This is a genomic window from Streptococcus infantis (assembly GCF_047464415.1).
GTDB lineage: Bacteria > Bacillota > Bacilli > Lactobacillales > Streptococcaceae > Streptococcus > Streptococcus infantis_AE.
In genome coordinates, this window is sequence record NZ_JASHBX010000007.1 from 22,855 (window position 1) to 47,618 (window position 24,764).

Annotated in this window: 26 protein-coding genes; 24 read left to right on the forward strand and 2 right to left on the reverse strand. The window is 41.8% G+C overall.

From position 1 onward, the window contains the following. Window positions 1-105 precede the first annotated feature (105 nt). Window positions 106-1,080 carry an aromatic acid exporter family protein gene (locus tag QM460_RS05330; protein ID WP_414289450.1) on the reverse strand — a complete coding sequence of 325 codons (975 nt, stop codon included), beginning with the start codon at window positions 1,078-1,080 and terminating at the stop codon, window positions 106-108. 64 nt (window positions 1,081-1,144) lie between these two features. Then, complete coding sequence (sstT, locus tag QM460_RS05335) at window positions 1,145-2,350, reverse strand: serine/threonine transporter SstT (protein ID WP_070461192.1); 1,206 nt, start codon at window positions 2,348-2,350, stop codon at window positions 1,145-1,147. 151 nt (window positions 2,351-2,501) lie between these two features. Between sstT and QM460_RS05340 the strand changes: the two genes are divergently transcribed. The 24 genes from QM460_RS05340 (at window position 2,502) to QM460_RS05455 (ending at window position 24,741) form a co-directional block, all read left to right on the forward strand. Further along, complete coding sequence (locus QM460_RS05340; RefSeq protein WP_414289451.1) at window positions 2,502-3,068, forward strand: mechanosensitive ion channel family protein; 567 nt, start codon at window positions 2,502-2,504, stop codon at window positions 3,066-3,068. A gap of 51 nt (window positions 3,069-3,119) precedes the next feature. Further along, the gene (locus QM460_RS05345; RefSeq protein ID WP_045763161.1) at window positions 3,120-4,025 is read left to right on the forward strand and encodes a magnesium transporter CorA family protein; all 906 of its coding nucleotides are present in this window, start codon (window positions 3,120-3,122) and stop codon (window positions 4,023-4,025) included. Window positions 4,026-4,041: 16 nt separating this feature from the next. Continuing rightward, entirely contained in the window at window positions 4,042-4,569 is a 528-nt protein-coding gene (locus QM460_RS05350; protein ID WP_414289452.1) for a YqeG family HAD IIIA-type phosphatase, read from the forward strand. Between the two features lie 2 nt (window positions 4,570-4,571). Next, window positions 4,572-5,678 carry a ribosome biogenesis GTPase YqeH gene (yqeH, locus tag QM460_RS05355; RefSeq protein ID WP_414289453.1) on the forward strand — a complete coding sequence of 369 codons (1,107 nt, stop codon included), beginning with the start codon at window positions 4,572-4,574 and terminating at the stop codon, window positions 5,676-5,678. Window positions 5,679-5,889: 211 nt separating this feature from the next. Further along, window positions 5,890-6,201, forward strand: coding sequence for a ribosome assembly RNA-binding protein YhbY (gene yhbY / locus QM460_RS05360; protein ID WP_414289454.1), 312 nt, complete (start codon window positions 5,890-5,892; stop codon window positions 6,199-6,201). Between the two features lie 51 nt (window positions 6,202-6,252). Further along, window positions 6,253-6,882 (forward strand): nicotinate-nucleotide adenylyltransferase, encoded by a 630-nt coding sequence (locus QM460_RS05365; protein ID WP_414289455.1) that lies wholly within the window; start codon window positions 6,253-6,255, stop codon window positions 6,880-6,882. Further along, window positions 6,882-7,475, forward strand: a complete 594-nt coding sequence (gene yqeK, locus QM460_RS05370; RefSeq protein WP_414289456.1) for a bis(5'-nucleosyl)-tetraphosphatase (symmetrical) YqeK — start codon at window positions 6,882-6,884, stop codon at window positions 7,473-7,475. Before QM460_RS05365 ends, yqeK begins: the two co-directional genes overlap by 1 nt. Beyond that, a complete protein-coding gene (gene rsfS, locus QM460_RS05375; protein WP_049508897.1) occupies window positions 7,476-7,826 on the forward strand; it encodes a ribosome silencing factor in 351 nt (116 codons plus the stop codon). 217 nt (window positions 7,827-8,043) lie between these two features. Then, on the forward strand, window positions 8,044-8,784 hold the full coding sequence (locus QM460_RS05380; protein WP_061863647.1) for a class I SAM-dependent DNA methyltransferase: 741 nt from the start codon (window positions 8,044-8,046) through the stop codon (window positions 8,782-8,784). Between the two features lie 9 nt (window positions 8,785-8,793). Continuing rightward, window positions 8,794-9,891: a nucleotidyltransferase gene (locus QM460_RS05385; RefSeq protein ID WP_414289457.1), complete on the forward strand. Its 1,098-nt coding sequence runs from the start codon at window positions 8,794-8,796 to the stop codon at window positions 9,889-9,891. A 131-nt stretch (window positions 9,892-10,022) separates the two neighbouring features. Next, window positions 10,023-10,277, forward strand: a complete 255-nt coding sequence (locus QM460_RS05390; protein WP_414289458.1) for a type II toxin-antitoxin system Phd/YefM family antitoxin — start codon at window positions 10,023-10,025, stop codon at window positions 10,275-10,277. Window positions 10,278-10,280: 3 nt separating this feature from the next. Then, window positions 10,281-10,535: a Txe/YoeB family addiction module toxin gene (locus tag QM460_RS05395; protein WP_414289459.1), complete on the forward strand. Its 255-nt coding sequence runs from the start codon at window positions 10,281-10,283 to the stop codon at window positions 10,533-10,535. Between the two features lie 217 nt (window positions 10,536-10,752). Then, window positions 10,753-12,366 (forward strand): ribonuclease Y, encoded by a 1,614-nt coding sequence (locus QM460_RS05400; RefSeq protein ID WP_000404896.1) that lies wholly within the window; start codon window positions 10,753-10,755, stop codon window positions 12,364-12,366. A gap of 136 nt (window positions 12,367-12,502) precedes the next feature. Further along, window positions 12,503-13,129 (forward strand): guanylate kinase, encoded by a 627-nt coding sequence (gene gmk, locus QM460_RS05405; protein ID WP_000775049.1) that lies wholly within the window; start codon window positions 12,503-12,505, stop codon window positions 13,127-13,129. Between the two features lie 24 nt (window positions 13,130-13,153). After that, a complete protein-coding gene (gene rpoZ, locus QM460_RS05410) occupies window positions 13,154-13,468 on the forward strand; it encodes a DNA-directed RNA polymerase subunit omega (RefSeq protein ID WP_006146546.1) in 315 nt (104 codons plus the stop codon). A gap of 84 nt (window positions 13,469-13,552) precedes the next feature. After that, window positions 13,553-15,949, forward strand: a complete 2,397-nt coding sequence (locus QM460_RS05415) for a primosomal protein N' (protein ID WP_414289460.1) — start codon at window positions 13,553-13,555, stop codon at window positions 15,947-15,949. Between the two features lie 12 nt (window positions 15,950-15,961). Beyond that, window positions 15,962-16,897, forward strand: a complete 936-nt coding sequence (gene fmt / locus QM460_RS05420) for a methionyl-tRNA formyltransferase (protein WP_414289461.1) — start codon at window positions 15,962-15,964, stop codon at window positions 16,895-16,897. Continuing rightward, window positions 16,890-18,203 carry a 16S rRNA (cytosine(967)-C(5))-methyltransferase RsmB gene (gene rsmB / locus QM460_RS05425; RefSeq protein ID WP_414289462.1) on the forward strand — a complete coding sequence of 438 codons (1,314 nt, stop codon included), beginning with the start codon at window positions 16,890-16,892 and terminating at the stop codon, window positions 18,201-18,203. Before fmt ends, rsmB begins: the two co-directional genes overlap by 8 nt. Window positions 18,204-18,218: 15 nt before the next feature. Further along, complete coding sequence (locus tag QM460_RS05430; RefSeq protein ID WP_070461160.1) at window positions 18,219-18,959, forward strand: Stp1/IreP family PP2C-type Ser/Thr phosphatase; 741 nt, start codon at window positions 18,219-18,221, stop codon at window positions 18,957-18,959. Continuing rightward, entirely contained in the window at window positions 18,956-20,845 is a 1,890-nt protein-coding gene (gene pknB, locus QM460_RS05435; protein WP_414289463.1) for a Stk1 family PASTA domain-containing Ser/Thr kinase, read from the forward strand. Before QM460_RS05430 ends, pknB begins: the two co-directional genes overlap by 4 nt. An 86-nt stretch (window positions 20,846-20,931) precedes the next feature. After that, window positions 20,932-21,690, forward strand: a complete 759-nt coding sequence (locus QM460_RS05440) for a threonine/serine exporter family protein (protein ID WP_414289464.1) — start codon at window positions 20,932-20,934, stop codon at window positions 21,688-21,690. Window position 21,691: 1 nt separating this feature from the next. Then, window positions 21,692-22,141: a threonine/serine exporter family protein gene (locus QM460_RS05445; RefSeq protein ID WP_049503410.1), complete on the forward strand. Its 450-nt coding sequence runs from the start codon at window positions 21,692-21,694 to the stop codon at window positions 22,139-22,141. A 153-nt stretch (window positions 22,142-22,294) separates the two neighbouring features. Next, window positions 22,295-23,467, forward strand: a complete 1,173-nt coding sequence (locus tag QM460_RS05450) for a hydroxymethylglutaryl-CoA synthase (RefSeq protein WP_414289465.1) — start codon at window positions 22,295-22,297, stop codon at window positions 23,465-23,467. After that, on the forward strand, window positions 23,467-24,741 hold the full coding sequence (locus tag QM460_RS05455; RefSeq protein WP_414289466.1) for a hydroxymethylglutaryl-CoA reductase, degradative: 1,275 nt from the start codon (window positions 23,467-23,469) through the stop codon (window positions 24,739-24,741). Before QM460_RS05450 ends, QM460_RS05455 begins: the two co-directional genes overlap by 1 nt. Window positions 24,742-24,764 lie beyond the last annotated feature (23 nt).

Below are 24,764 nucleotides of genomic sequence, written 5' to 3' on the forward strand. Positions count from 1 at the left end.
GTTCATAGCAATTTTGCTACTCGGTAAGATTAACTAGTTAGCTAGGTTCGAGACAGAAAAACACCTTTTGAATTGCAAGTTTTCGCAGTTCAAAAGGTGTTTTGTTTATGATGATAGATTGCTTTTTTCTTCAGAATAGCGTTGATAGAAGTCAACTTTTAGTTGGATAAAGTTTTCCAATTCGCGCAGGAGTTGAAGTAAGGTTGCGCGTGTTTCAAATTCTTCCCTTGTTTTAGGGAGATTGCGATTGCGAAATACTTGCAGGTAGCTTTCAATATCATTTAATAAATCGTTGGCAGGATTGGTCTGGCTGAGTTGATCCGCAATTTTAGCAAATAGCTGGGCAAGGATTAGGCTTTCGCTTGCGGCTAGATTACAGGTGTTGATTTGCTGGGCCATATTACGAAGAATGCGACTCTGTCTCTGTCTCATTTCGAAATAGTGGATATGATAGTCGGTCTGATGAAAGAGATGGTCAGAGTGATCAAGATAGACCAGTTTGAGAGCTTCTTCAAGAAGCTGATCCAATTCTTCAACGAGTTGGGCACGGTTACGACCATCGCCCTTTCCAAGATAATATTCAAAACGTTGTAAAATGTGTTTGAGTTTTTCTTCTACCTTGAGATGATAGAGATGGATTTCTTCTTGCCGAGAAGGCATGTAAAGATTGACAATCAAGGCAAATCCCGTACCGATCAGAAATAGGAGGAGTTCATTCACTAGCAGATCAGGTGATGTAGACTTCTGAACCAAGAGATGACTGACTAGGACACTACTCGGAGTAATGCCAATCTCCCATCCCAGTTTATAGGCCAGAGGGACATAGAGGGCCAAATAGAGACCAAAACTCCAGATGTGATAGCCGGTCAGGTGAAAGGAAAGGACACCAATGAAAAGAGCAAGAAGGGTTGAAAATAAACGATTGCGAGCTAGCTTAATGGTGCTTCGACGGGTATCCGATAAGCTCAATAGGGCAATGATACCAGCGGACACTGCTGAAGATAAATCAAGAAAGTAGGCTAGAACACAGGCCAAACAGGTTGCCAGAACGAGTTTAAAAGTACGTTGGGTGATAGACATGAGACATTTCCTATAATAAATGATAGAAACCAGACAAAACAAGCCCTAAATAGGCTTGCCTTGATTATTTATTGCGAGCAGAGGAAAATTCGGCTACTGCTGTAAAGAGGACATCTGTTGAAGAGTTGAGGGCTGTTTCGCAAGAGTCTTGGATAACACCGATGACGAAACCTACACCTACAACCTGCATAGCAATATCATTGGTAATCCCAAAGAGACTGCAAGCAACCGGGATAAGTAGGAGAGAACCTCCAGCAATTCCTGAAGCACCGCAGGCAGAGATGGCTGCAACGATACTGAGTACAAAGGCTGTTGCAAAATCAACTGAGATTCCAAGGGTATTGACAGCAGCTAGGGTTAAGATGTTGATGGTAACAGCAGCTCCAGCCATATTGATAGTTGATCCAAGTGGGATAGAGACAGAATAGGTATCTGGATTAAGCCCTAGATCCTCACAGAGTTTCATATTAACAGGTATATTTGCAGCTGAGCTTCGAGTGAAAAAGGCTGTGACTCCGCTGATACGCAAACATTTCCAAACAAGTGGATAAGGATTTTTCTTGATAAAGAGAAAAGCAATCAGAGGATTGATCACTAGGGCAACGAAAACCATAGTGGCAATCAAAAGTCCGAGTAAGATTCCGTAATTTGCTAAACTCGCAATACCTTGCCCAGAGATGGTTTCGAAGACTAACCCTAGGATACCAAATGGCGCAAGGTTAATGATCCATTCGACGATTTTTGAAGTCACACTGGCCATTGTTTTGAGTAGCTCCTTGCTATTTTTGCTAGCTTCACGCATGGCAACTCCAAAGACGATAGCCCAAGACAAAATTCCGATATAGTTAGCTCCGATGATGGCATTGACAGGATTGTCTACTATTTTTAGTAGGAGATTACTGAGTACTTGTCCGATGCCGTCTGGAGGAGTAACTTCTGTACTAGCACTACTCAAGACCATCTGAACAGGGAAGAGAAAGCTAGCCAAAACTGCTACAAGAGCCGCAGCAAAAGTCCCCAGCAAATAGAGGAAAATGACTTTTTTCATATTGCTATCTTGGCCTTTCTGGTGTTGGGAAAGGGCATTAGCGACTAAAGCAAAAACCAGGATAGGAGCGATGGCCTTTAGTCCTCCTACAAATAAATCTCCCAATAAACCGATGCCAGTTAGATTAGGAACGAGTAGACCTAGAATAGCTCCCAAGGTCATTCCAATCCCGATCCGTTTGATAAGATTTGTTTTGTTCCAAGCACGAATAATTCTTTTCATAGAGGTCTCCTTTTTTGTGTATTGTTTATGATTATAGTATAAATATGCTTGAAAAGCAAGTGAGTTATAAGTTTTATTGAAATAAATGAATATTTATGAAAAGGATGGCGAGGAAGGATTTATGGTATAATGAATAGAAAAGGAGTTTTATATGCAAGAATTTTTTCAACGTTATCTGGATAAATTAGATGTAACAACTGTTTTAGAGAATCTCTTGACCAAGGTGATTTCCCTTTTGCTACTGATTCTTATCTTTTATATTGCCAAAAAGTTTCTCCATGTTGCTGTAAGAAAGATAGTTAAACCTTCACTTAAGTTTTCAAATCGAGATGCTGGTAGACAAAAGACCATTTCTCGTTTGCTAGAGAATATTTTCAACTACACGCTTTATTTCTTCTTGATTTATTGTATTTTATCCATTCTAGGTTTGCCTGTATCTAGCTTGCTTGCTGGGGCTGGGATTGCTGGGGTGGCTATCGGAATGGGAGCACAAGGTTTTCTATCAGACGTCATCAATGGCTTCTTTATTCTCTTTGAACGTCAGTTGGATGTGGGAGATGAGGTTGTTTTGACCAATGGTCCGATTACCGTATCGGGGAAAGTCGTTAGTGTAGGAATTCGGACGACTCAACTGCGAAGTGATGACCAAGCTCTTCATTTTGTTCCTAATCGGAATATCACCGTCGTTAGCAATTTTTCAAGAAAAGACGAGGACTGAAATTTTACCTGATTTATGGTACAATAGAAAGAGTTTGGTAAAGGAGAAACGATGTTTTTAGATAAGCAGTTAGGGAATGGTTGCACCTGGATTAATCTAGATGTGGAAATCATCAAAAATCTTGAAGATTTATCTGAAATCTATGGATTGGATAAAGAAACCATCGAATATGCGCTGGATAGAAACGAACGGGCCCACATGGATTATAACCGTGAAAATGGGACAGTGACCTTTATCTACAACGTTCTTGACTTAGAAAGGGACAAGGAATACTATGAAGCCATTCCTATGACCTTTATCGTGGAAAAGCAACGAATGATTACCATCAGCAATCATAAGAACGCTTATGTCATTGATCAGATGCTAGGCTATCTTGAAAATCATGAAATCATTTCAATCTACAAGTTTCTATTTGCCGGTTTAGAGCTTATCAGCAATGCTTATTATCCTGTCATTGAACAGATGGATAAAAGTAAGGATGAAATCAGTGCCTTGTTGCGTCAAACAACCACTAAAAAAAATCTCTTTGCCCTCTCTGACTTGGAAACTGGTATGGTTTACTTGACAGCTGCGGCTAAACAAAATCGTCTCCTCTTGGAGCATATCCAGGGACATGCGCTTTATCGGAACTTTAACGAAGTGGAAAGAGAGCAGTTTGATGATGCGATGATTGAAGCCCATCAGTTGGTGTCCATGACAGATTTGATTTCTCAAGTATTGCAACAACTCTCCGCTTCTTACAACAACATCCTAAACAATAACCTGAATGATAGTTTGACAATTTTGACCATTATCTCAGTCTTGTTAGCAGTCCTTGCGGTTATTACAGGTTTTTTCGGAATGAATGTTCCTCTACCATTTACAGAAGAGCCCAATGCTTGGATTTATATCTTAATAGCTAGCTTGATTTTATGGGCAGCCTTATCTCAATGGCTGAAGAAAATTACTAGAAAATAAAAGAGAAGGAGCCAGAATGGCGATTGAAAATTACATGCCAGATTTTGCTGTGGAAGCAGTTTATGATTTGACAGTTCAAAGCCTGCAGAAACAGGGAATCAAAGCTGTTTTGGTGGATTTGGACAATACCCTGATTGCTTGGAATAATCCAGATGGAACAGTAGAGATGAAGCAATGGTTGCATGATCTGCGTGATGCTGGCATACGGATCATTGTGGTATCTAACAATACTCCCAAACGTGTCAAACGAGCAGTTGAAAAATTTGATATTGACTATGTTTACTGGGCACTGAAGCCCTTTACTTTAGGAATTAACCGTGCCATGAAACATTTCCACTATGAAAAAGACCAAGTGGTCATGGTAGGCGACCAGCTGATGACGGATATTCGAGCAGCCCATCGAGCAGGCATTCGCTCGATTTTGGTTAAACCCTTGGTTCAACACGACTCTATTAAGACTCAGATTAACCGAGCGCGTGAGCGTCGTGTCATGAGAAAAATCGCTGAAAAGTACGGCCCTATTACTTATAAAAAAGGAATCTAATTATGGAAGAAATTCTCTGTATTGGTTGTGGAGCAACCATTCAGACGGAAGATAAGACTGGTTTAGGTTTTACACCTCAGTCAGCACTTGAAAAAGGTTTGGAAACTGGAGAAGTTTATTGCCAGCGTTGTTTCCGTCTTCGTCATTATAATGAAATCACAGATGTGCAGTTGACGGATGATGATTTCCTCAAACTCTTGCACGAGGTTGGAGATAGCGATGCCTTGGTGGTCAATGTCATTGATATCTTTGACTTCAATGGCTCTGTTATCCCAGGCTTGCCACGCTTTGTGTCGGGAAATGATGTGCTCTTGGTTGGAAATAAAAAAGACATCCTTCCTAAGTCAGTGAAACCAGGTAAGATTAGCCAATGGCTGATGGAACGTGCTCACGAGGAAGGTTTGCGTCCAGTCGATGTTGTCTTAACTTCGGCACAAAACAAGCATGCCATTAGAGAAGTAATCGACAAGATTGAGCACTACCGTAAGGGACGTGATGTTTACGTAGTTGGTGTGACCAATGTCGGGAAATCAACCCTCATCAACGCTATCATCCAGGAAATCACGGGTGACCAGAACGTCATCACAACGTCACGCTTCCCAGGAACAACTCTAGATAAGATTGAGATTCCACTTGATGACGGTTCTTATATCTATGATACGCCGGGGATTATTCACCGTCACCAGATGGCTCACTACTTGACGGCTAAAAATCTCAAGTATGTCAGCCCTAAAAAGGAAATCAAACCAAAAACCTATCAGCTAAACCCTGAACAAACCCTATTTTTAGGTGGATTGGGACGCTTTGACTTTATTGCAGGAGAAAAGCAAGGTTTTACAGCCTTCTTTGACAATGAACTCAAACTTCATCGTACCAAGCTAGAGGGAGCTAGTGCCTTTTACGACAAGCACCTGGGAACTCTCCTCACACCACCAAATAACAAGGAAAAAGAAGATTTTCCAAAACTAGTCCAGCATGTCTTTACTATCAAGGACAAGACAGACCTAGTTATCTCAGGCCTAGGCTGGATCCGTGTAACAGGAACTGCCAAAGTAGCCGTCTGGGCACCAGAAGGCGTCGCCGTCGTCACAAGAAAAGCAATTATTTAAAATAAAATCACCGAGCGAACAAAGTGAGCTCATAAAAAGATAGTTATTGCCGTGGTGTGATTGCCAATCTTTAGATTGGCAAGGGGCACAATTGAGACCTAGGCTCAATTGTGAGGTCAGGAAATCCATTTTTCAAAGATGAAATCATTGAAAAATTAGTTCCGACCGTCCCTCACCACCTAAAATAACTATCAAAAAAGGAAGAAAGAATATGTCATTAACATCAAAACAACGTGCCTTCCTCAACAGCCAGGCACATACCCTCAAACCCATCATCCAAATCGGGAAAAATGGTCTCAACGATCAAATCAAAACCAGTGTTCGTCAGGCACTTGACGCTCGTGAATTGATCAAGGTTACTCTCTTGCAAAACACCGACGAAAATATCCACGAAGTAGCTGAAATCTTGGAAGAAGAAATCGGTGTGGATACAGTCCAAAAAATCGGACGCATCTTGATTTTGTATAAACAATCAAGCAAGAAAGAAAATCGCAAGATTTCTAAAAAAGTTAAAGGAATCTAAGAACGATACTCCCAAAAGCTGTTTTTACAGAAGAGTAAAGGAGATTAACCTATGGCAATTGAATTATTAACTCCCTTTACAAAAGTGGAGTTAGAGCCAGAAATCAAGGATAAAAAACGCAAACAAGTCGGTATTTTGGGTGGAAATTTTAATCCCGTTCATAATGCCCATCTGATTGTTGCAGATCAAGTGCGCCAACAGTTGGGATTGGACCAGGTTCTGCTCATGCCTGAATACCAACCACCTCACGTAGATAAAAAGGAAACCATTCCTGAACACCACCGTCTCAAAATGCTTGAATTGGCTATCGAAGGAATCGAAGGTTTAGCTATTGAGACCATCGAGCTAGAACGCAAGGGAGTTTCCTACACCTACGACACCATGAAGCTTTTAACAGAGAAGAATCCAGATACAGATTACTATTTCATTATCGGTGCCGATATGGTAGACTATCTGCCTAAGTGGTATAGAATTGACGGATTGGTCGATTTGGTTCAGTTTGTGGGGGTTCAGCGTCCACGTTACAAGGCAGGGACTTCTTATCCAGTTATCTGGGTGGATGTGCCTCTCATGGATATTTCATCCAGCATGGTGCGTGATTTCATCGCCCAAGGACGCACACCTAACTTTCTCCTACCTAAGCCTGTACTAGACTATATCGAGAAAGAAGGGCTTTACTGATGGCATACCAGGACTATATAAACTGTTCCCGTGAGGAATTATTGGAAAAAATGGCAGAGCTTCTACCCGAGAAGCGGTTGACCCATTGTTTGGGTGTGGAGCGTGCAGCCATTGAATTGGCTCAGCGCTTTGGTGTGGATGTTGAGAAAGCTGGTTTGGCAGGTCTTCTTCATGACTATGCTAAAAAGCTATCAGATCAAGAATTTCTAGACTTGATTGATCGATATCAACTTGACTCTGACCTCAAAAACTGGGGCAATAATGTTTGGCATGGTATGGTCGGGATTTACAAGATTCAGGAAGATTTGGATTTGAAAGATCCTGAAATTTTACGGGCTATTGAAATTCATACAGTCGGAGCTAGTCAGATGACGGACCTTGATAAGGTTATCTACGTCGCAGACTATATCGAGCACAATCGTGCCTTTCCAGGAGTAGGTGAGGCGCGTGAGATTGCTGAACTATCGCTAAATAAGGCGGTGGCCTACGAGACAGCTCACACAGTAGAGCATTTAGCTCACCAAGGATTTCCCATCTATCCCCAAACCCTTGAAACCTATAACGCCTATGTGCACTATTTGAAAGAGGATTAAATGAACGAAAAAGAATTATTAGAACTAGTCGTGAAAGCGGCTGATGAAAAACGCGCGGAGGATATCCTCGCACTTGATGTACAAGATTTGACCAGCGTGACAGACTACTTTGTTATCACCAGCTCTATGAATAGCCGTCAGTTGGATGCTATCGCTGACAATATTCGTGAAAAAGTAGCGGAAGCAGGCTTTAAAGGCAGCCATGTCGAAGGTGATGCGGCTGGAGGTTGGGTCTTGCTAGACCTCGGCAGTGTCGTTGTGCATATCTTTTCAGAAGAAATGCGTGCCCACTATAACCTAGAAAAGCTCTGGCATGAGGCTAATTCTGTAGATTTATCAGAAACTCTATAGTCTTTTCCTTTATCTTTTATTACGGCGTTAACTCATTTTTCCTAACTCTAGTTATGCCTGCAATTCGTTGCCTAGTACTAAAAGCAAACGAAAAGACTATAGCGTTACAATTGAACTCAGTTGCAGTCAACTGGGTTTTATTTGCTTATTTTAGAAAAATTGATTGAAAGGTAAAGGGCGAGTGGTGTTTGCCATGGACGCTCTTGGTATCATGATTATGGCAACTTATGAAACCTTTGCGGCGGTCTATGATGCGGTCATGGACGATAGTTTATATGATAAATGGACGGATTTTTCTCTGCGTCATTTGCCTAAGGCCAAGGAGAGAAAGAAACTCTTGGAATTGGCTTGTGGGACAGGCATCCAGTCCGTTCGCTTTTCGCAAGCTGGTTTTGATGTGACTGGACTTGATTTGAGTGCGGATATGTTGAAGATTGCTGAAAAGAGAGCGGCTTCAGCCAAGCAAAAGATTGATTTTATTGAAGGCAATATGCTGGATTTATCTAAGGCTGGTAAATACGATTTTGTCACTTGTTATTCGGACTCTATCTGCTACATGCAAGATGAAGTGGAGGTTGGAGACGTCTTTAAGGAAGTGTACAATGCCCTCAATGAAGATGGCGTCTTTATCTTTGATGTGCATTCGACTTACCAGACAGATGAGGTCTTCCCAGGTTATTCTTATCATGAAAATGCGGAAGACTTCGCTATGCTTTGGGATACCTATGAGGACGAAGCTCCTCACTCAATCGTGCATGAACTGACCTTCTTTGTCAAGGAAGCAGACGGTTCCTTTAGTCGTCATGATGAAGTTCATGAGGAACGAACTTATGAAGTCTTAACCTATGATATTTTGCTGGAGCAGGCTGGATTTAAGTCCTTCAAACTCTATGCAGACTTTGAAGACAAGGAGCCTACAGAAACCAGCACCCGTTGGTTTTTCGTCGCGAAGAAGTAGGAGGTTACCATGACCATTACAGGTATTATTGCGGAGTTCAATCCTTTTCATAATGGCCATAAATACCTGCTGGAACAGGCAGATGGCCTGAAAATTGTGGCTATGTCTGGAAATTTCATGCAACGTGGAGAGCCGGCTATCGTTGACAAGTGGACAAGGGCTCAAATGGCGCTGGAAAATGGTGCGGATTTAGTTGTAGAATTACCCTTTTTAGTCAGTGTACAAGCAGCGGATTTCTTTGGTCAAGGTTCAGTAGATATCTTGGATCATTTGGGGATTGATACTTTAGCTTTTGGGACAGAGGAAGTTCTGGATTACCAGCAAATTGCTGATTTATACGCAGAACGTGGTCAAGAGATGGAATTCTTCATGGAAAACTTACCTGATTCTCTTTCTTACCCTCAGAAAACCCAAGCTATGTGGAAGGAGTTTGCTGGTCTTGATTTTTCTGGAGATACGCCCAATCATGTTCTTGCTCTCGCCTATGCCAAGGCGGTTGCTGAACGAAATATCAAACTTCATCCAATTCAACGTCAGGGAGCAGGTTACCATTCTGTGGACAAGGATGTAGACTTTGCCTCGGCGACAGCTCTTCGTCAGCACCAAAATGACCAAGATTTCTTAGAACGCTTTATGCCTTCGGTTGCCCTTTTTGAAAATGCTAGTAAAGTAAACTGGGAAGATTATTATCCTTTGCTTCGCTATCAAATCTTGTCAAATCCAGACCTAACAACCATCTATCAGGTCAATCAAGAAATGGCGGTACGCATCAAGGAGGCTATTAAGACGTCACAGACTTTGGAAGAATTGGTAGAGTCAGTTGCCACTAAACGCTATACCAAAGCACGTGTCAGCCGCCTCTTGACCTATATCTTGGTCCAGGCTAGAGAAAGTGACTTGCCTGAAGCCATTCACGTTCTTGGATTTACTGAAAAAGGCAGACAACACCTCAAGTCTCTGAAAGAGCAGGTCAATCTAGTTAGTAGAATCGGCAAAGAGCCCTGGGATGCCATGACTCAAAAGGCAGACCAGATTTACCAACTAGGACACCCAAGTATCGCAGAACAAAATTTTGGCAGAGTACCAATCAGAATCGAAACAAAGTAAGTCTACTGAAAGGTAGGCTTTTTTAGTTTTTTTCGAATAAATAGATAGAAGCGGGAAAACTTGTACAAGTTCCTGACAATTTTATTCTTTTCGTGTATAATAATGGAAAAGAGGTAAAACGAGGTATGGTTATGGAAGCAGTTCTTTACTCAACATTCCGAAATCATTTGAAGTACTATATGAAGAAGGTAAACGATGAGTTTGAACCTTTGACTGTGGTCAACAAAAATCCTGACGAGGATATTGTCGTTCTTTCAAAGAGTGAGTGGGATAGTATTCAAGAAACCTTGAGAATTGCTCAGAATAAGGAGCTTTCTGACAAGGTCTTGCGAGGAATGTCCCAAGTTCGTGCAGGACATACTCAGGTGCATGTGATTGAGGAGTGATGGATGCTACTCAAGTTCACAGAAGATGCCTGGGCGGATTATTGCTACTGGCAAAACCAAGATAAGAAAACATTGAAAAGAATCAATAAACTAATCAAGGATATTCAACGCGACCCTTTTACAGGAATTGGTAAACCAGAACCGCTCAAGTATGAGTACCAAGGAGCTTGGTCGCGTCGTATTGACGCAGAAAATCGCTTGATTTATATGATGGATGGTGAAAGCATCGCTTTTTTATCCTTTAAAGATCATTATTAAGTCTACTGAAAGGTAGGCTTTTTAACTTATTTTTTTCTAAAAAAATCTTTAAAAATTTACTTAGGGAGAATAGCCTATTTTATTAGGGAAAATAAGGATTTTTAGCCTTGAAATGATCAAAATAACTTCAATTTAAGGTTTGTTAAAAATGATTTTTTATGGTAGAATGTATAAGAATGCATATCATTCGGATAAACAAATAAATTGAGGTAAAAACATGGAAATTATGGCGATTGTTATAGTTGTTTTTGCCGTCATCATTGGTTTAGTCATTGGATATGTCAGCATCTCAGTCAAGATGAAATCATCACAAGAGGCTGCAGAGCTGATGCTTTTAAATGCTGAACAAGAAGCAACTAATTTACGAGGACAAGCTGAGCGCGAAGCGGATTTATTACTCAATGAAGCTAAGAGCGAAAGCAAGTCTCTTAAAAAAGAAGCACTATTGGAGGCCAAAGAAGAAGCCAGAAAATACCGTGAAGAAGTGGACGCTGAATTTAAATCAGAACGTCAAGAACTCAAGCAAATCGAAAGTCGTTTGACCGAACGTGCTAGCAGTCTTGATCGTAAAGATGACAATTTGACGAACAAAGAAAAAACACTTGAACAAAAAGAACAAAGTATTTCTGATAGAGCAAAAAACCTTGATGTACGTGAAGAGCAACTAGAAGAAATTGAGAAACAAAAGCAAGCTGAACTAGAGCGTATTGGAACTCTGACTCAGTCGGAAGCAAAAGACATTATCTTGGCCCAGACAGAGGAAAACTTGACTAAGGAAATTGCTAGTCGCATTCGTGAGGCTGAGCAAGAAGTTAAGGAACGTTCCGACAAATTGGCTAAGGACATCTTGTCTCAAGCCATGCAGAGAATTGCTGGTGAGTATGTGGCTGAGTCTACCAACTCTACGGTTCATCTGCCTGATGATACTATGAAAGGTCGTATCATTGGTCGTGAAGGACGTAATATTCGTACCTTTGAAAGTTTGACAGGGGTTGATGTTATCATTGACGACACTCCAGAAGTGGTAACCTTGTCAGGTTTTGACCCTATCCGTCGCGAGATTGCCCGTATGACGATGGAAACCTTGCTTAAGGATGGACGTATCCACCCAGCTCGTATCGAAGAGTTGGTTGAGAAAAATCGTCAAGAGATTGATAACAAGATTCGTGAATATGGTGAAGCCGCAGCCTATGAAATTGGTGCACCGAACCTTCACCCAGACTTGATGAAGATCATGGGTCGCTTGCAGTTCCGTACTTCATACGGACAAAATGTCTTGCGTCATTCGATTGAAGTTGCTAAGTTGGCTGGTATTATGGCCAGCGAACTTGGTGAAAATGCTACCCTTGCTCGTCGTGCGGGATTCCTTCACGATATTGGTAAAGCCATTGACCGTGAAGTAGAAGGTAGCCACGTTGAGATTGGTACCGAGTTAGCTCGCAAGTACAAAGAGCATCCAGTTGTAATCAACACCATTGCAAGTCACCACGGAGATGTAGAACCTGAAAGTGTGATCGCAGTTATCGTTGCTGCAGCGGATGCCTTAAGCGCAGCCCGTCCAGGAGCTCGTAGTGAGTCACTCGAAAGCTACATTAAACGTCTCCATGACCTTGAAGAAATTGCGAATAGCTTTGAAGGAGTTCAAAATAGCTTTGCCCTTCAAGCTGGTCGCGAAATCCGTATTATGGTAAATCCAGGTCAAATCAAGGATGACAAGGTCACAATCTTATCTCATAAAGTTCGTGAGAAAATCGAAAACAATCTCGATTACCCAGGAAATATCAAGGTAACCGTGATTCGTGAACTTCGTGCAGTTGATTATGCAAAATAAATAAGAAAGAGCAGTTGAAAAATTACTGCTTTTTTGTTACACTAGATAGAAAGATTGTAGCGAGCAGAAATGGCTTTAGATATATAATCTTACAGAAATTTTCAAGTCATTTCACAAACTATCCAAAGGAGATATAATGGCAGACCGAGGCTTACTAATCGTTTTTTCAGGTCCTTCTGGAGTTGGAAAAGGAACGGTTAGACGAGAAATTTTTGAGAGTTCTGAAAATCAATTTCAATATTCTGTATCTATGACAACGCGGGCACAACGTCCAGGTGAAGTAGATGGTGTTGATTATTTCTTCCGTACACGGGAGGAATTTGAAGAGTTGATCCGTCAAGGGCAAATGTTAGAGTATGCAGAGTATGTGGGTAACTATTATGGAACTCCTCTGACTTATGTTAATGAAACGCTTGATAAGGGAATTGATGTCTTTCTTGAAATTGAAGTGCAGGGAGCTCTCCAGGTTAAGAAAAAAGTTCCAGATGCGGTCTTTATCTTTTTAACACCACCAGATTTGGAAGAATTGCAAGACCGTCTCGTTGGCCGAGGTACAGATAGTGCAGAAGTGATTGCTCAGCGTATCGAAAAAGCCAAGGAAGAAATTGCTTTGATGCGTGAGTATGACTACGCTATTGTCAATGACCATGTTCCTTTAGCTGCCGAGCGTGTGAAACGTGTCATTGAGGCTGAACATTTCCGTGTAGACCGCGTGATTGGTCATTATCAGGATATGCTACCAAAGTCTCCGACTATTCGATAAAATTTAGAAAACAGGTACAAACAAATGATGCTTAAACCCTCTATTGATACCTTACTTGACAAGGTACCATCAAAATATTCACTCGTCATCTTGGAAGCAAAGCGTGCTCACGAATTAGAAGCTGGAGCACCTGCTACTCAAGAATTTAAATCTGAGAAATCTACTCTTCGTGCCTTAGAAGAAATTGAATCAGGGAATGTAACCATCCACCCAGATCCAGAAGGAAAACGCGAGGCTGTTCGTCGTCGTATCGAAGAAGAAAGACGATTGAAAGAAGAAGAAGAAAAGAAAATCAAAGAGCAAATCGCGAAAGAAAAAGAAGAAGGTGAAAAAATTTAAGGTTGGGGGGACTCAATCTTATTTTTTCTATTGCAAGAATACTCACTCAAATGAAACGATTTAAGAAGAGAAGGAGGTGAGGAAATGGCTATTGCAAAAATCATTGTGGATGTTCCCTTGATGCAGACGGATCAACCCTACAGTTATAAGGTTCCTGAAGAATTTGAAGGGATGTTGGAAGTTGGCATGCGGGTTCATGTACCCTTTGGGAAGGCCAATCGCTTGATTCAGGGTATTGTTCTTGGAATTGAACAAGAAGTTGCTGCAGATGTGGCGGACGAAGGTTTGAAAGAGATTGCCGAGGTTCTTGACTTTTCTCCAGTTTTAACGGAGGAACAACTCTGGTTGGCAGAAGAACTACGTAAGTCAGTTTTTTCATACAAGATTTCCATTCTAAAAGCTATGCTTCCGGGATTTTTGAATTCTAGCTATGATAAGATCCTCTATCCTCTGGAAGGCTTAAGTCAAGAAGATAGAGAACGCTTATTTGGTTCACAGGAGTCTCTAGCATTTTCATCTCTCGACCTAGAAAAGCAAGCTGAGATGATGCGATTGACTCGAAAAGGGCTCTTGAAATTAGAGTATCAAGCTGTGGATCAGAAGAAGGTTAAGACGCAGTCTTGGGTTGAAGTGAATCTTGACAAATTAGAAAAGCTAGAAATTTCAAATCGTGCCAAGAAGAAATTGGAACTGCGAGAATACTTATTAGTACATCCTGAAACAGTTCCTTTGGCTGATTTGTTAGAACATTACTCACGTGAACAAGTTAATTTCTTTGTGGAACATGGTGCTATCACCATAGTGCAAAAAGAAGTGCAACGTTCAGCGGCTTATTTTGAAGGTATTGAATCTAGCCAATCTTTAGAGTTAAATCCAGAACAAAAAGAAGCCTGTGAGGCGGTTGTTGGAGCGATTGGGAAGAAACACCCTCCCTTTCTTTTACAAGGAATTACAGGAAGTGGGAAAACCGAGGTTTACCTGCAGATTATCCAAGGTGCCTTGGATATGGGAAAAACAGCGATTGTTCTTGTACCAGAGATCTCTCTGACACCTCAAATGACAGAGCGCTTTATTGCTCGTTTTGGTGAGCAAGTTGCCATCCTCCACTCAGGCTTGTCCAACGGTGAAAAGTATGATGAGTGGCGCAAGGTGGAGCGTGGAGATGCTCAGGTAGTTGTTGGGGCTCGCTCGGCTATTTTTGCACCTTTAAAAAATCTAGGTGTTATCATTATCGATGAAGAGCACGAGGCTAGCTATAAGCAAGATAGCAATCCTCGTTATCATGCTAGAGATGTGGCTCTTTTACGAGCCCAGTACAATCAAGCTGCCCTAGTCCTTGGTTCTGCAACACCAAGTCTAGAAAGTCGTGCGCGTGCTGGTAAGGGTGTTTATCAACATCTACGTCTGACGCAACGGGCCAATCCTTTAGCAAGCATTCCTGAAGTTCAACTGATTGACTTCCGTGATTATATTGGGCAAAATGAAACGTCAAACTTTACACCACCACTGATTGAGGCCATTCAAGATCGACTGGATAAAAAAGAGCAGGTTGTTCTCATGCTCAATCGCCGTGGCTATTCTAGTTTTGTCATGTGTCGGGAATGTGGGACCGTGGATACCTGCCCTAATTGCGATATTTCCTTGACGCTTCACATGGATACTAAGACGATGAACTGTCATTATTGTGGTTTTTCCAAAGAAATTCCTCATGTCTGTCCAAACTGTCAGAGTCGCAGTATTCGTTACTATGGAACAGGAACTCAAAAGGCCTACGATGAGCTGGCTGAACTCTTTCCAGAGGCTCGCATTCTGCGAATGGATGTAGATACAACTCGTAAAAAAGGCAGTCACCAAGCTCTACTTGAACAATTTGGCAATGGTGAAGCGGACATATTGCTAGGAACCCAGATGATTGCCAAGGGCTTGGACTTTCCAAATGTAACCTTGGTTGGTGTTCTTAATGCGGATACAGCCTTGAATCTGCCTGATTTCCGTTCTTCTGAGAGAACATTTCAACTCTTGACCCAGGTGGCAGGACGAGCAGGTCGTGCTGAAAAGGCAGGTCAGGTCTTGATTCAGTCCTATAATCCTCAACACTACGCCATTCGTTTTGCCAAAGATCAGGATTATGAAGGCTTTTATGCCTATGAAATGGGTATCAGACGTCAGTTGGGTTATCCACCTTATTATTTCACTATTGGAATTACCTTGTCTCATAAGAAAGAAGAAGAGGTTCTTAGACGTGCTTATCAAGTCATGGAAATATTGCGATCAGGTTTGTCGGATGCTAGTAAAATCCTAGGACCGACCCCTAAACCGATCGCTCGTACTCATAACCTCTATCATTATCAGATTTTAATTAAATACCGTTTAGAAGATGAGCTGGGTCCAACCCTTAACCAGGTCTTGGCCTTGACACAAGAACGGGAAAATAGCGAACTTCGTCTCAGTATTGACCACGAACCGCAACAGTTTTTATAAGAAGGAGAAGATATGACAAAATTAATCTTTATGGGAACTCCCGATTTTTCAGCAACCGTTTTGAAGGGACTTTTGACAGATGATCGCTATGAAATTGTGGCTGTCGTGACTCAGCCAGACCGTGCTGTCGGACGTAAAAAAGTTATCCAAGAAACCCCAGTGAAACAAGCTGCCAAAGAGGCAGGACTTCCTATTTACCAACCTGAAAAATTATCGGGTAGTCCAGAAATGGAAACTATCATGAATTTGGGTGCTGATGGGATTGTAACAGCCGCCTTTGGGCAATTTCTCCCAAGTAAACTCCTTAATAGCATGGATTTTGCAGTCAATGTTCATGCATCCCTCCTTCCTAAACACCGTGGTGGTGCTCCTATCCATTATGCCTTGATTCAGGGTGATGAGGAGGCAGGAGTAACCATTATGGAAATGGTCAAGGAAATGGATGCCGGAGATATGATTTCTCGTCGTAGCATTCCAATTACAGATGAGGACAATGTTGGAACCTTATTTGAAAAATTGGCAATTGTTGGTCGTGATCTGCTTTTGGATACGTTGCCTGCATACATTGCTGGTGAGATTCAACCAGAACCACAGGACCCAAGCCAGGTTACATTTTCGCCAAATATCAAACCTGAGGAAGAAAAATTGGACTGGAACAAGACCAATCGTCAACTCTTTAACCAAATCCGTGGGATGAATCCATGGCCAGTTGCTCATACCTTCCTCAAGGGAGATCGTTTTAAGATTTATGAAGCTCTACCAGTAGATGGTCAAGGGACTCCGGGTGAGATACTCTCCATCGGCAAGAAAGAATTGATCGTCGCAACAGCAGAAGGAGCTTTATCATTCAAGCAAGTTCAACCAGCAGGAAAACCTAAGATGGACATTGCTTCCTTCCTTAACGGTGTGGGACGAACTTTGGCAGTAGGAGAACGATTTGGTGACTAAAGTAGAAACGGCTAGAAGTTTAGCCCTAGAGGTATTGGAGGATGTCTTTATCCAACAAGCTTACTCCAATATCGCCTTAAATAAACACTTAAAAGCAAGTCAGCTATCTCTGACAGATAAGGGCTTGGTGACAGAGCTTGTGTATGGAACTGTAGCTCGAAAACTTACATTGGAGTGGTACATTTCTCACTTTATTGAGGATAGAGATAAGCTAGATAGCTGGCTCTATGTTCTGCTTCTCATGAGTGTCTATCAACTTCAATACTTGAATAAGCTTCCTGACCATGCAGTGGTCAATGAGGCAGTGGAAATTGCAAAATCTCGTAAGAAGGGTAGTGAAAAACTGGTCAATGTTGTTCTGCGCCGTATCTTGCGTGAGGGCTTGCCAGATATTGCAAGTATCAAACGTAAAAACAAGCGTGATTCCATTGCCTACTCTTTACCAGTTTGGTTGATTTCGAAACTCAAGGAAGAGTATGGAGAAGAGCGAGCGCAAGCGATTTTTGAAAGTCTTTTGCAACGGAATAAAGCCAGTATTCGCGTAACAGATTTGAGCCGAAAAGAGGAAATCAAAGTTTTGCTTGGCGCAAGTGATTCTCTTTTATCTCCTGCTGGTCTGGTTAAGGAACAGGGGCACTTTGCAGGCCATGATTTGTTTGCTGAAGGGACTATTACTATCCAGGATGAGTCTAGTCAGTTGGTTGCACCGACACTAGAGTTACAAGGAGATGAGCAGGTTTTAGATGCTTGTGCGGCCCCTGGTGGAAAGACCGCCCATATGGCATCCTATTTGACGACAGGTCAGGTAACGGCTCTAGATCTCTACGATCATAAACTCACTTTGATTCAAGAGAATGCAGAGCGACTAGGTGTAGCGGACCGTGTCCAAACGCAAAAACTGGATGCTCGAAAAGTGCATGAATTTTTTGGTAAGGATCAATTTGATAAGATTCTTGTTGATGCTCCTTGTTCAGGGATTGGTCTATTGCGTCGAAAACCAGATATCAAATATAATAAAGAGACAGCAGATTTCGCGTCATTACAGGAAATTCAGTTGGAAATATTAGGTAGTGTTTGTCAAACGCTACGTAAAGGTGGTATAATAACTTATAGTACCTGCACTATTGTCTCTGAAGAGAACTTTCAAGTTGTTCAAGCATTTTTAGAAAGTCATCCAGAGTTCGAGCAGGTTAAACTAGAACACGAATGTAAGGATATCGTGAAAAATGGTTGTATCCTCATTACTCCGGAATTATACGGAAGTGATGGATTCTTTATCAGCCAATTTCGCAAGATATCCAAGTAGGAAGGAACTGACACAATGGAGATTTCATTATTAACAGATGTGGGTCAGAAACGTACAAATAATCAAGACTATGTCAATCTTTTTGTCAACCGTGCCGGTCGTACAATGATCATCTTGGCTGATGGGATGGGAGGACACCGTGCAGGTAATATTGCTAGCGAAATGGCAGTAACTGATTTAGGTGTTGCCTGGGTTGATACGCAGATTGACACCGTTAATGAAGTTCGCGAATGGTTTGCCCACCATCTAGAAGTTGAAAATCAAAAGATTTATCAAATGGGGCGTGATGAAGCCTACAAGGGAATGGGGACAACTTTAGAAGCCCTGGCAATCATTGATCATCAAGCTATTTATGCTCATATTGGAGATTCTCGTATCGGTCTGATTCGTGGTGAAGAATACCATCAATTGACCAGTGATCATTCTTTGGTCAATGAATTGCTTAAGGCAGGTCAATTGACACCTGAAGAAGCTGAAGCACATCCACAAAAGAATATCATCACCCAATCTATCGGACAAAAAGACGAAATTCAACCTGATTTTGGAATTGTCAGCTTGGAACCAGGTGACTATCTGGTCATGAATAGTGACGGTCTAACCAATATGATCTCAGGCAGTGAGATCTATGATATTGTGACAAGCGATATTTCGCTTGATGATAAGGCAGCCACTTTGGTACGCTTTGCCAACAATGCCGGAGGGCTTGATAATATTACAGTTGCCCTTGTTTCGATTAAGGAGGAGGCGGCAGAATGATCCAAATCGGCAAGATTTTTGCCGGGCGGTATCGGATTATCAAACAAATTGGCCGTGGAGGGATGGCAGATGTCTACCTGGCCAAGGATTTGATTTTAGATGGGGAAGAGGTAGCTGTTAAGGTCTTGAGGACTAACTACCAGACTGACCCGATTGCTGTTGCGCGTTTTCAACGTGAAGCGCGTGCAATGGCTGACTTAGATCATCCCCATATCGTTCGGATAACGGATATCGGCGAAGAGGACGGTCAACAGTACCTAGCTATGGAATATGTAGCTGGTCTTGATCTTAAGCGCTATATCAAAGAACACTATCCCCTCTCAAATGAAGAAGCTGTCCGTATCATGGGACAGATTCTCTTAGCGATGCGCTTGGCGCACACAAAAGGTATTGTCCATCGTGACTTAAAGCCTCAAAATATTCTTTTAACTCCTGATGGAACGGCCAAGGTGACGGACTTTGGGATTGCTGTAGCCTTTGCAGAGACTAGTCTGACTCAGACCAACTCTATGCTGGGTTCTGTTCACTACTTGTCACCTGAGCAGGCTCGTGGCTCTAAGGCAACTGTGCAGAGTGACATCTATGCCATGGGGATTATTTTCTACGAGATGCTGACTGGGCATATCCCTTATGATGGCGATAGTGCAGTAACTATAGCCCTCCAGCATTTTCAAAAACCTCTTCCTTCGGTCATAGCTGAAAACCCATCTGTTCCCCAAGCTTTGGAGAATGTGGTCATCAAAGCAACTGCTAAAAAGCTTACAGATCGATACCAGTCGGTTTCAGAGATGTATGTTGATTTATCTAGCAGTCTATCTTATAACCGCAGAAATGAACCAAAACTTGTTTTTGATGATGCTACTAAGGCGGACACAAAGACATTGCCAAAGGTTTCTCAGACAACCTTGACCTCTATTCCTAAGGTTCAACCACAGACAGAAAGCCATCAGGCAACTAAAGCTAGCCCAGAAGTAAGTGCTAAAAAATCTGTGGAAAAACCAGTGAAAAAACGTCGATTTAAAGCACGTTATCTAGTTCTACTAGCAAGTTTCGTACTGGTTGCCGCTTCTCTGGTGTGGATTTTATCCAGAACACCAGCTACTGTTGAGATTCCAAAAGTTGCAGGTCAAACTGTTGCTGAAGCTAAGGAAAACTTGAAAAAAGCGAATTTTGAGATTGGTGAGGAGAAGACCGAAGCGAGTGATACCGTAGAAGAAGGTCGGGTCATCCGAACAGATCCAGATGCTGGCTCAGCTCGCAAAGAAGGAACTAAGGTTAATCTCATTATTTCTTCAGGTCAACAATCCTTTAAGCTTGGAAATTATGTTGGTCGTAAATCTACAGATGTCATTGCTGAGCTGAAAGGGAAAAAAGTTCCTGAAAATCTGATTAAGATTGAAGAAGAAGAGTCCAGTGAATCAGAACCAGGTGTGGTTTTAAAACAGAGCTTAGCAGAAGGTACGACTTATGATCTTAGCAAGGCAACTTCTATCGTTTTAACTGTTGCTAAGAAGAAAAAGGTGACGACGATAACTATGCCAAACTACATTGGCTCAAGTCTTGAATTTACAAAGAATAACTTAATTCAAATTGTTGGTGTCAAGGAAGCTAATATCGAAGTCGTAGAGGTTTCGACAGCACCTGAGGGCACTGCTGAAGGAACTGTTGTCGATCAAAGTCCAAAACTAGGTGAGAAAATTGATCTAAGTACGACACGTATAAAGATTTCTATTTATAAACCAAAAACCCCACCATCATCTTCTTCGGTTCCATCTTCGAGCCAGCGTAACACTAACAGAGTAGATAGTACAGTGCCATCACAAAGTCAATCGACTCCATCTTCGTCAACACATAATCAAACAGACGAACATAATACAGATAATTAATCAATCTTTGTCACAGTTTTTGTGACAAAGATTTTTTTTCCTTCAAATTTATGATAAAATAAAAGGAGTTTTAGAAGGAGGAAAACATGGACGAAGTCAAACAACTGAATGCAGTGATCGATGTCATTATGCTAGCAGGAACGATACTGCTTCGAAACGGATCTGAGATTTATCGTGTTGAAGATACCATGATTCGGATTGCTCATTCACAGGGCATTATGGATTGTAATGTTTTAGCCATGCCTGCCGCCATTTTTTTCTCCATTGAAAATACAAATATCTCTCGTATGAAGCGAGTGACCTCCTCTGCTTATAATATTGAGAAGGTATGTGATGTCAACCAGATTTCACGGCAGCTTGTATCAGGACAGCTTGATTTGGAGACAGCCTTTATCCAACTAAAGGAATTGAATGCTAAGGCATCTCCCTATACCAATGTTCAACTAACTGCTGCAGCGACCCTCAGTGCTCCTTTCTTTTCAATCATGTTCGGTGGGAATGTCTACGATGCAATAGGGGCAGGAGTGGCGACCTTGTTTGCTTTTACTTTCTCTCTCTATGTAGAAAAGTTTATTCGTATTCCTTTTATGACAGCTTTTGCAGGAGCTCTTGTCTTTGGTTTGATTGCACAATTTTGGGCGCGCTATTCTGGTTTACCATCGACAGCTGATTTGGTCATTGCGGGTGCGGTCATGCCCTTTGTACCTGGAATTGCCCTGACCAATGCTGTTCGAGATATTATGACCAATCACATTAACTCTGGTATGAGCAAGATGTTTGAATCCTTGCTGATTACCCTTGCCTTAGGGGCTGGAACATCAGTTGCCCTCGTACTCATGAACTAATATGACACTAACAACATTTTTATTGCAAGCTCTGGCAAGTTTGCTTGCCATTATTACCTTCTTAATCGTCTTAAATGTCCAGCGTTCCATGCTCATCCCTGGTGGAGTTTTAGGGATGTCTATCTGGCTACTCTATCTGATACTCAAGGAGCCGACTAACGTCATTTTAGCAACCTTTATTGCTGCGGTGATTGGTTCTTGTGTCAGCCAGATTATGAGTATTCTCTACAAAACGCCAGCAGTGGTTTTTGCCCTAGCCATTCTGGCACCACTAGTACCAGGTTATCTATCTTACCGAACCACTTCCTTCTTCGTTACAGGTGACTACGGCCATGCCATTTCTAGTGCCATGTTAGTCATGATGTTGGCCCTTGTTATCTCCATTGGAATGGCCAGTGGGACAGTTTTGTTGAAATTGTATCATTATCTCAAAAAGAATCGAGCTAGCTAAGACTCGATTTTTTGTAGCCCTAAAGTTCTGTTTGAAAAATGAGATAATGAACTTGATTTGGTGAATCAAGTCTTTTTTAGCTCATTTGACCTCAATTGTGATAAAATAGAGGTGAACGATTTTTTACAATGAATGATAAAAATAGAGGTAAATATGACAATCGGTATTGATAAGATTGGTTTTGCAACCAGTCAATACGTTTTGAAATTACAAGATTTAGCAGAAACCCGAGGAATTGATCCTGAAAAATTGAGTAAAGGACTCCTTTTAAAAGAATTGAGTATCGCTCCTTTAACAGAGGATATCGTTACCTTGGCTGCCAGTGCAGGAAATTCTATCCTGACTGAAGAAGATAAGCAAGAGATTGATATGGTTATCGTAGCGACAGAGTCTGGGGTTGACCAGAGTAAAGCTGCAGCTGTCTTTGTACACGGTTTGCTTGGGATTCAACCATTTGCTCGTAGTTTTGAAATCAAGGAAGCTTGCTATGGTGCAACTGCGGCACTTCACTATGCTAAGTTACATGTAGAGAATTCTCCTAAATCAAAAGTTTTGGTGCTGGCTAGTGATATTGCAAGATATGGTGTCGAAACTCCTGGAGAACCAACTCAAGGAGCCGGCTGTGTTGCCATGTTGATTAGCCAAAATCCACGAGTTATGGTATTCAACAACGATAACGTTGCGCAGACTCGTGATATTATGGACTTCTGGCGTCCAAATTACTCGACAACACCATTTGTAAATGGGGTTTACTCAACACAGCAATATCTTGATAGCTTAAAAACGACTTGGGAAGAGTACCAAAAGCGTTATGACTGTAACTTGGAGGATTTTGAAGCTGTATGTTTCCACTTGCCATATCCGAAGCTAGCTCTCAAAGGATTGAAAAAAATCCTAGACAAATCCTTGCCTCAAGAGAAGAAGGACTTGCTTCAAAAGCACTTTGATGAATCTATTATTTATAGCCAAAAAGTTGGGAACATCTATACAGGTTCACTCTTCCTAGGTCTCTTGTCTCTTCTTGAAAATTCTGATAGCCTGAAAGCTGGAGATAAGATTGCACTCTACAGCTATGGTAGTGGTGCTGTATCTGAGTTCTTTAGTGTGGAATTGGTTGAAGGCTATGAAAAACAATTGCAGCATAATCGCTTAGACTTGCTAGACCAACGTCAAGCTTTGAGTGTTGCTGACTATGAACGAATCTTCTTTGAGGAAGCCAACTTAGATGAGTCTGGATCTGCAACGATGTCAGGTTATGAAGGGCAAGACTATGCCCTTGTTGAGATTGTAGAACACCAACGTCGCTACAGCAAGGTTGAAAAATAATGAAAAAAAATTGGAATGGATTTGCTAAAAAATCAATTCAAGAGCGCCTCGAGTTCGTTAAATCTCAGGCGCTTGCTTCTATCGAAGCCCAAGAAAGTCTTGAGCAGAATGAAAATCTCAGTCTAGCAGTTGCGGACCAATTGAGTGAAAATGTGGTAGGAACCTTCTCGCTTCCTTACTCAGTAGTTCCAGAAGTTCTGGTAAATGGTCAGGAGTATACCGTTCCCTATGTGACCGAAGAACCATCTGTAGTTGCTGCAGCTAGTTTTGCCAGCAAAATTATCAAAAGAGCAGGCGGTTTTACTGCTCAGGTTCACCAACGCCAAATGATCGGTCAAGTGGCTCTCTATCAAGTCCCAGATGGTGACCAAGCTCGTCAGGCTATTCTGAGTCAAAAGTCGGAACTGATGGAACTGGCAAATCAAGCCTATCCCTCTATTGTCAAACGTGGTGGTGGAGCGAGAGAGCTAACAGTTGAAAAAATTTCTGGTGAGGCTGACTTTTTAGTAGTTTATCTCCATGTCGATACTCGGGAAGCCATGGGAGCTAATATGCTCAATACCATGCTTGAAGCTTTAAAACCAAGTTTAGAGGCTCTAAGTCAAGGGCAAAGTTTAATGGGAATTCTATCCAACTATGCAACAGATTCTCTAGTAACAGCAACTTGTCGTATTGCCTTTCGTTATTTGAGTCGCCAGAAGGATGAAGCGCGTGAGTTGGCAGAAAAAATGGTTTTAGCCAGTCAGTTTGCTCAGGCAGATCCTTATCGAGCAGCGACTCACAACAAGGGAATCTTTAACGGAATTGATGCTCTCTTGATTGCTACTGGAAACGATTGGCGTGCCATTGAAGCGGGAGCGCATGCCTATGCGAGTCATGAGGGTAGCTATAAAGGTCTCAGTCGTTGGAGGATTGATTCGGAAAACGAAGAGCTTATTGGAGAGATGACCATGCCGATGCCAGTTGCCACCAAGGGTGGTTCGATTGGTCTCAATCCTCGAGTCGTACTCAGTCATGAGTTGCTAGGTCATCCATCTGCCAAAGAATTGGCTCAAATTATCGTGTCAATTGGTCTGGCTCAAAACTTTGCAGCTCTTAAGGCTCTTGTCAGTACAGGGATACAACATGGACACATGAAACTTCAGGCAAAATCGTTAGCACTTTTAGCAGGTGCGACTGAGGCAGAAGTACCTAAGCTAGTAGAAAACTTGATTGCTGAAAAAACCTTTAATTTAGAAAAAGCGCAGACTCTTTTGAAAAAATTAAGATCATAAGAAAAACTCAGACGAATCTAGTC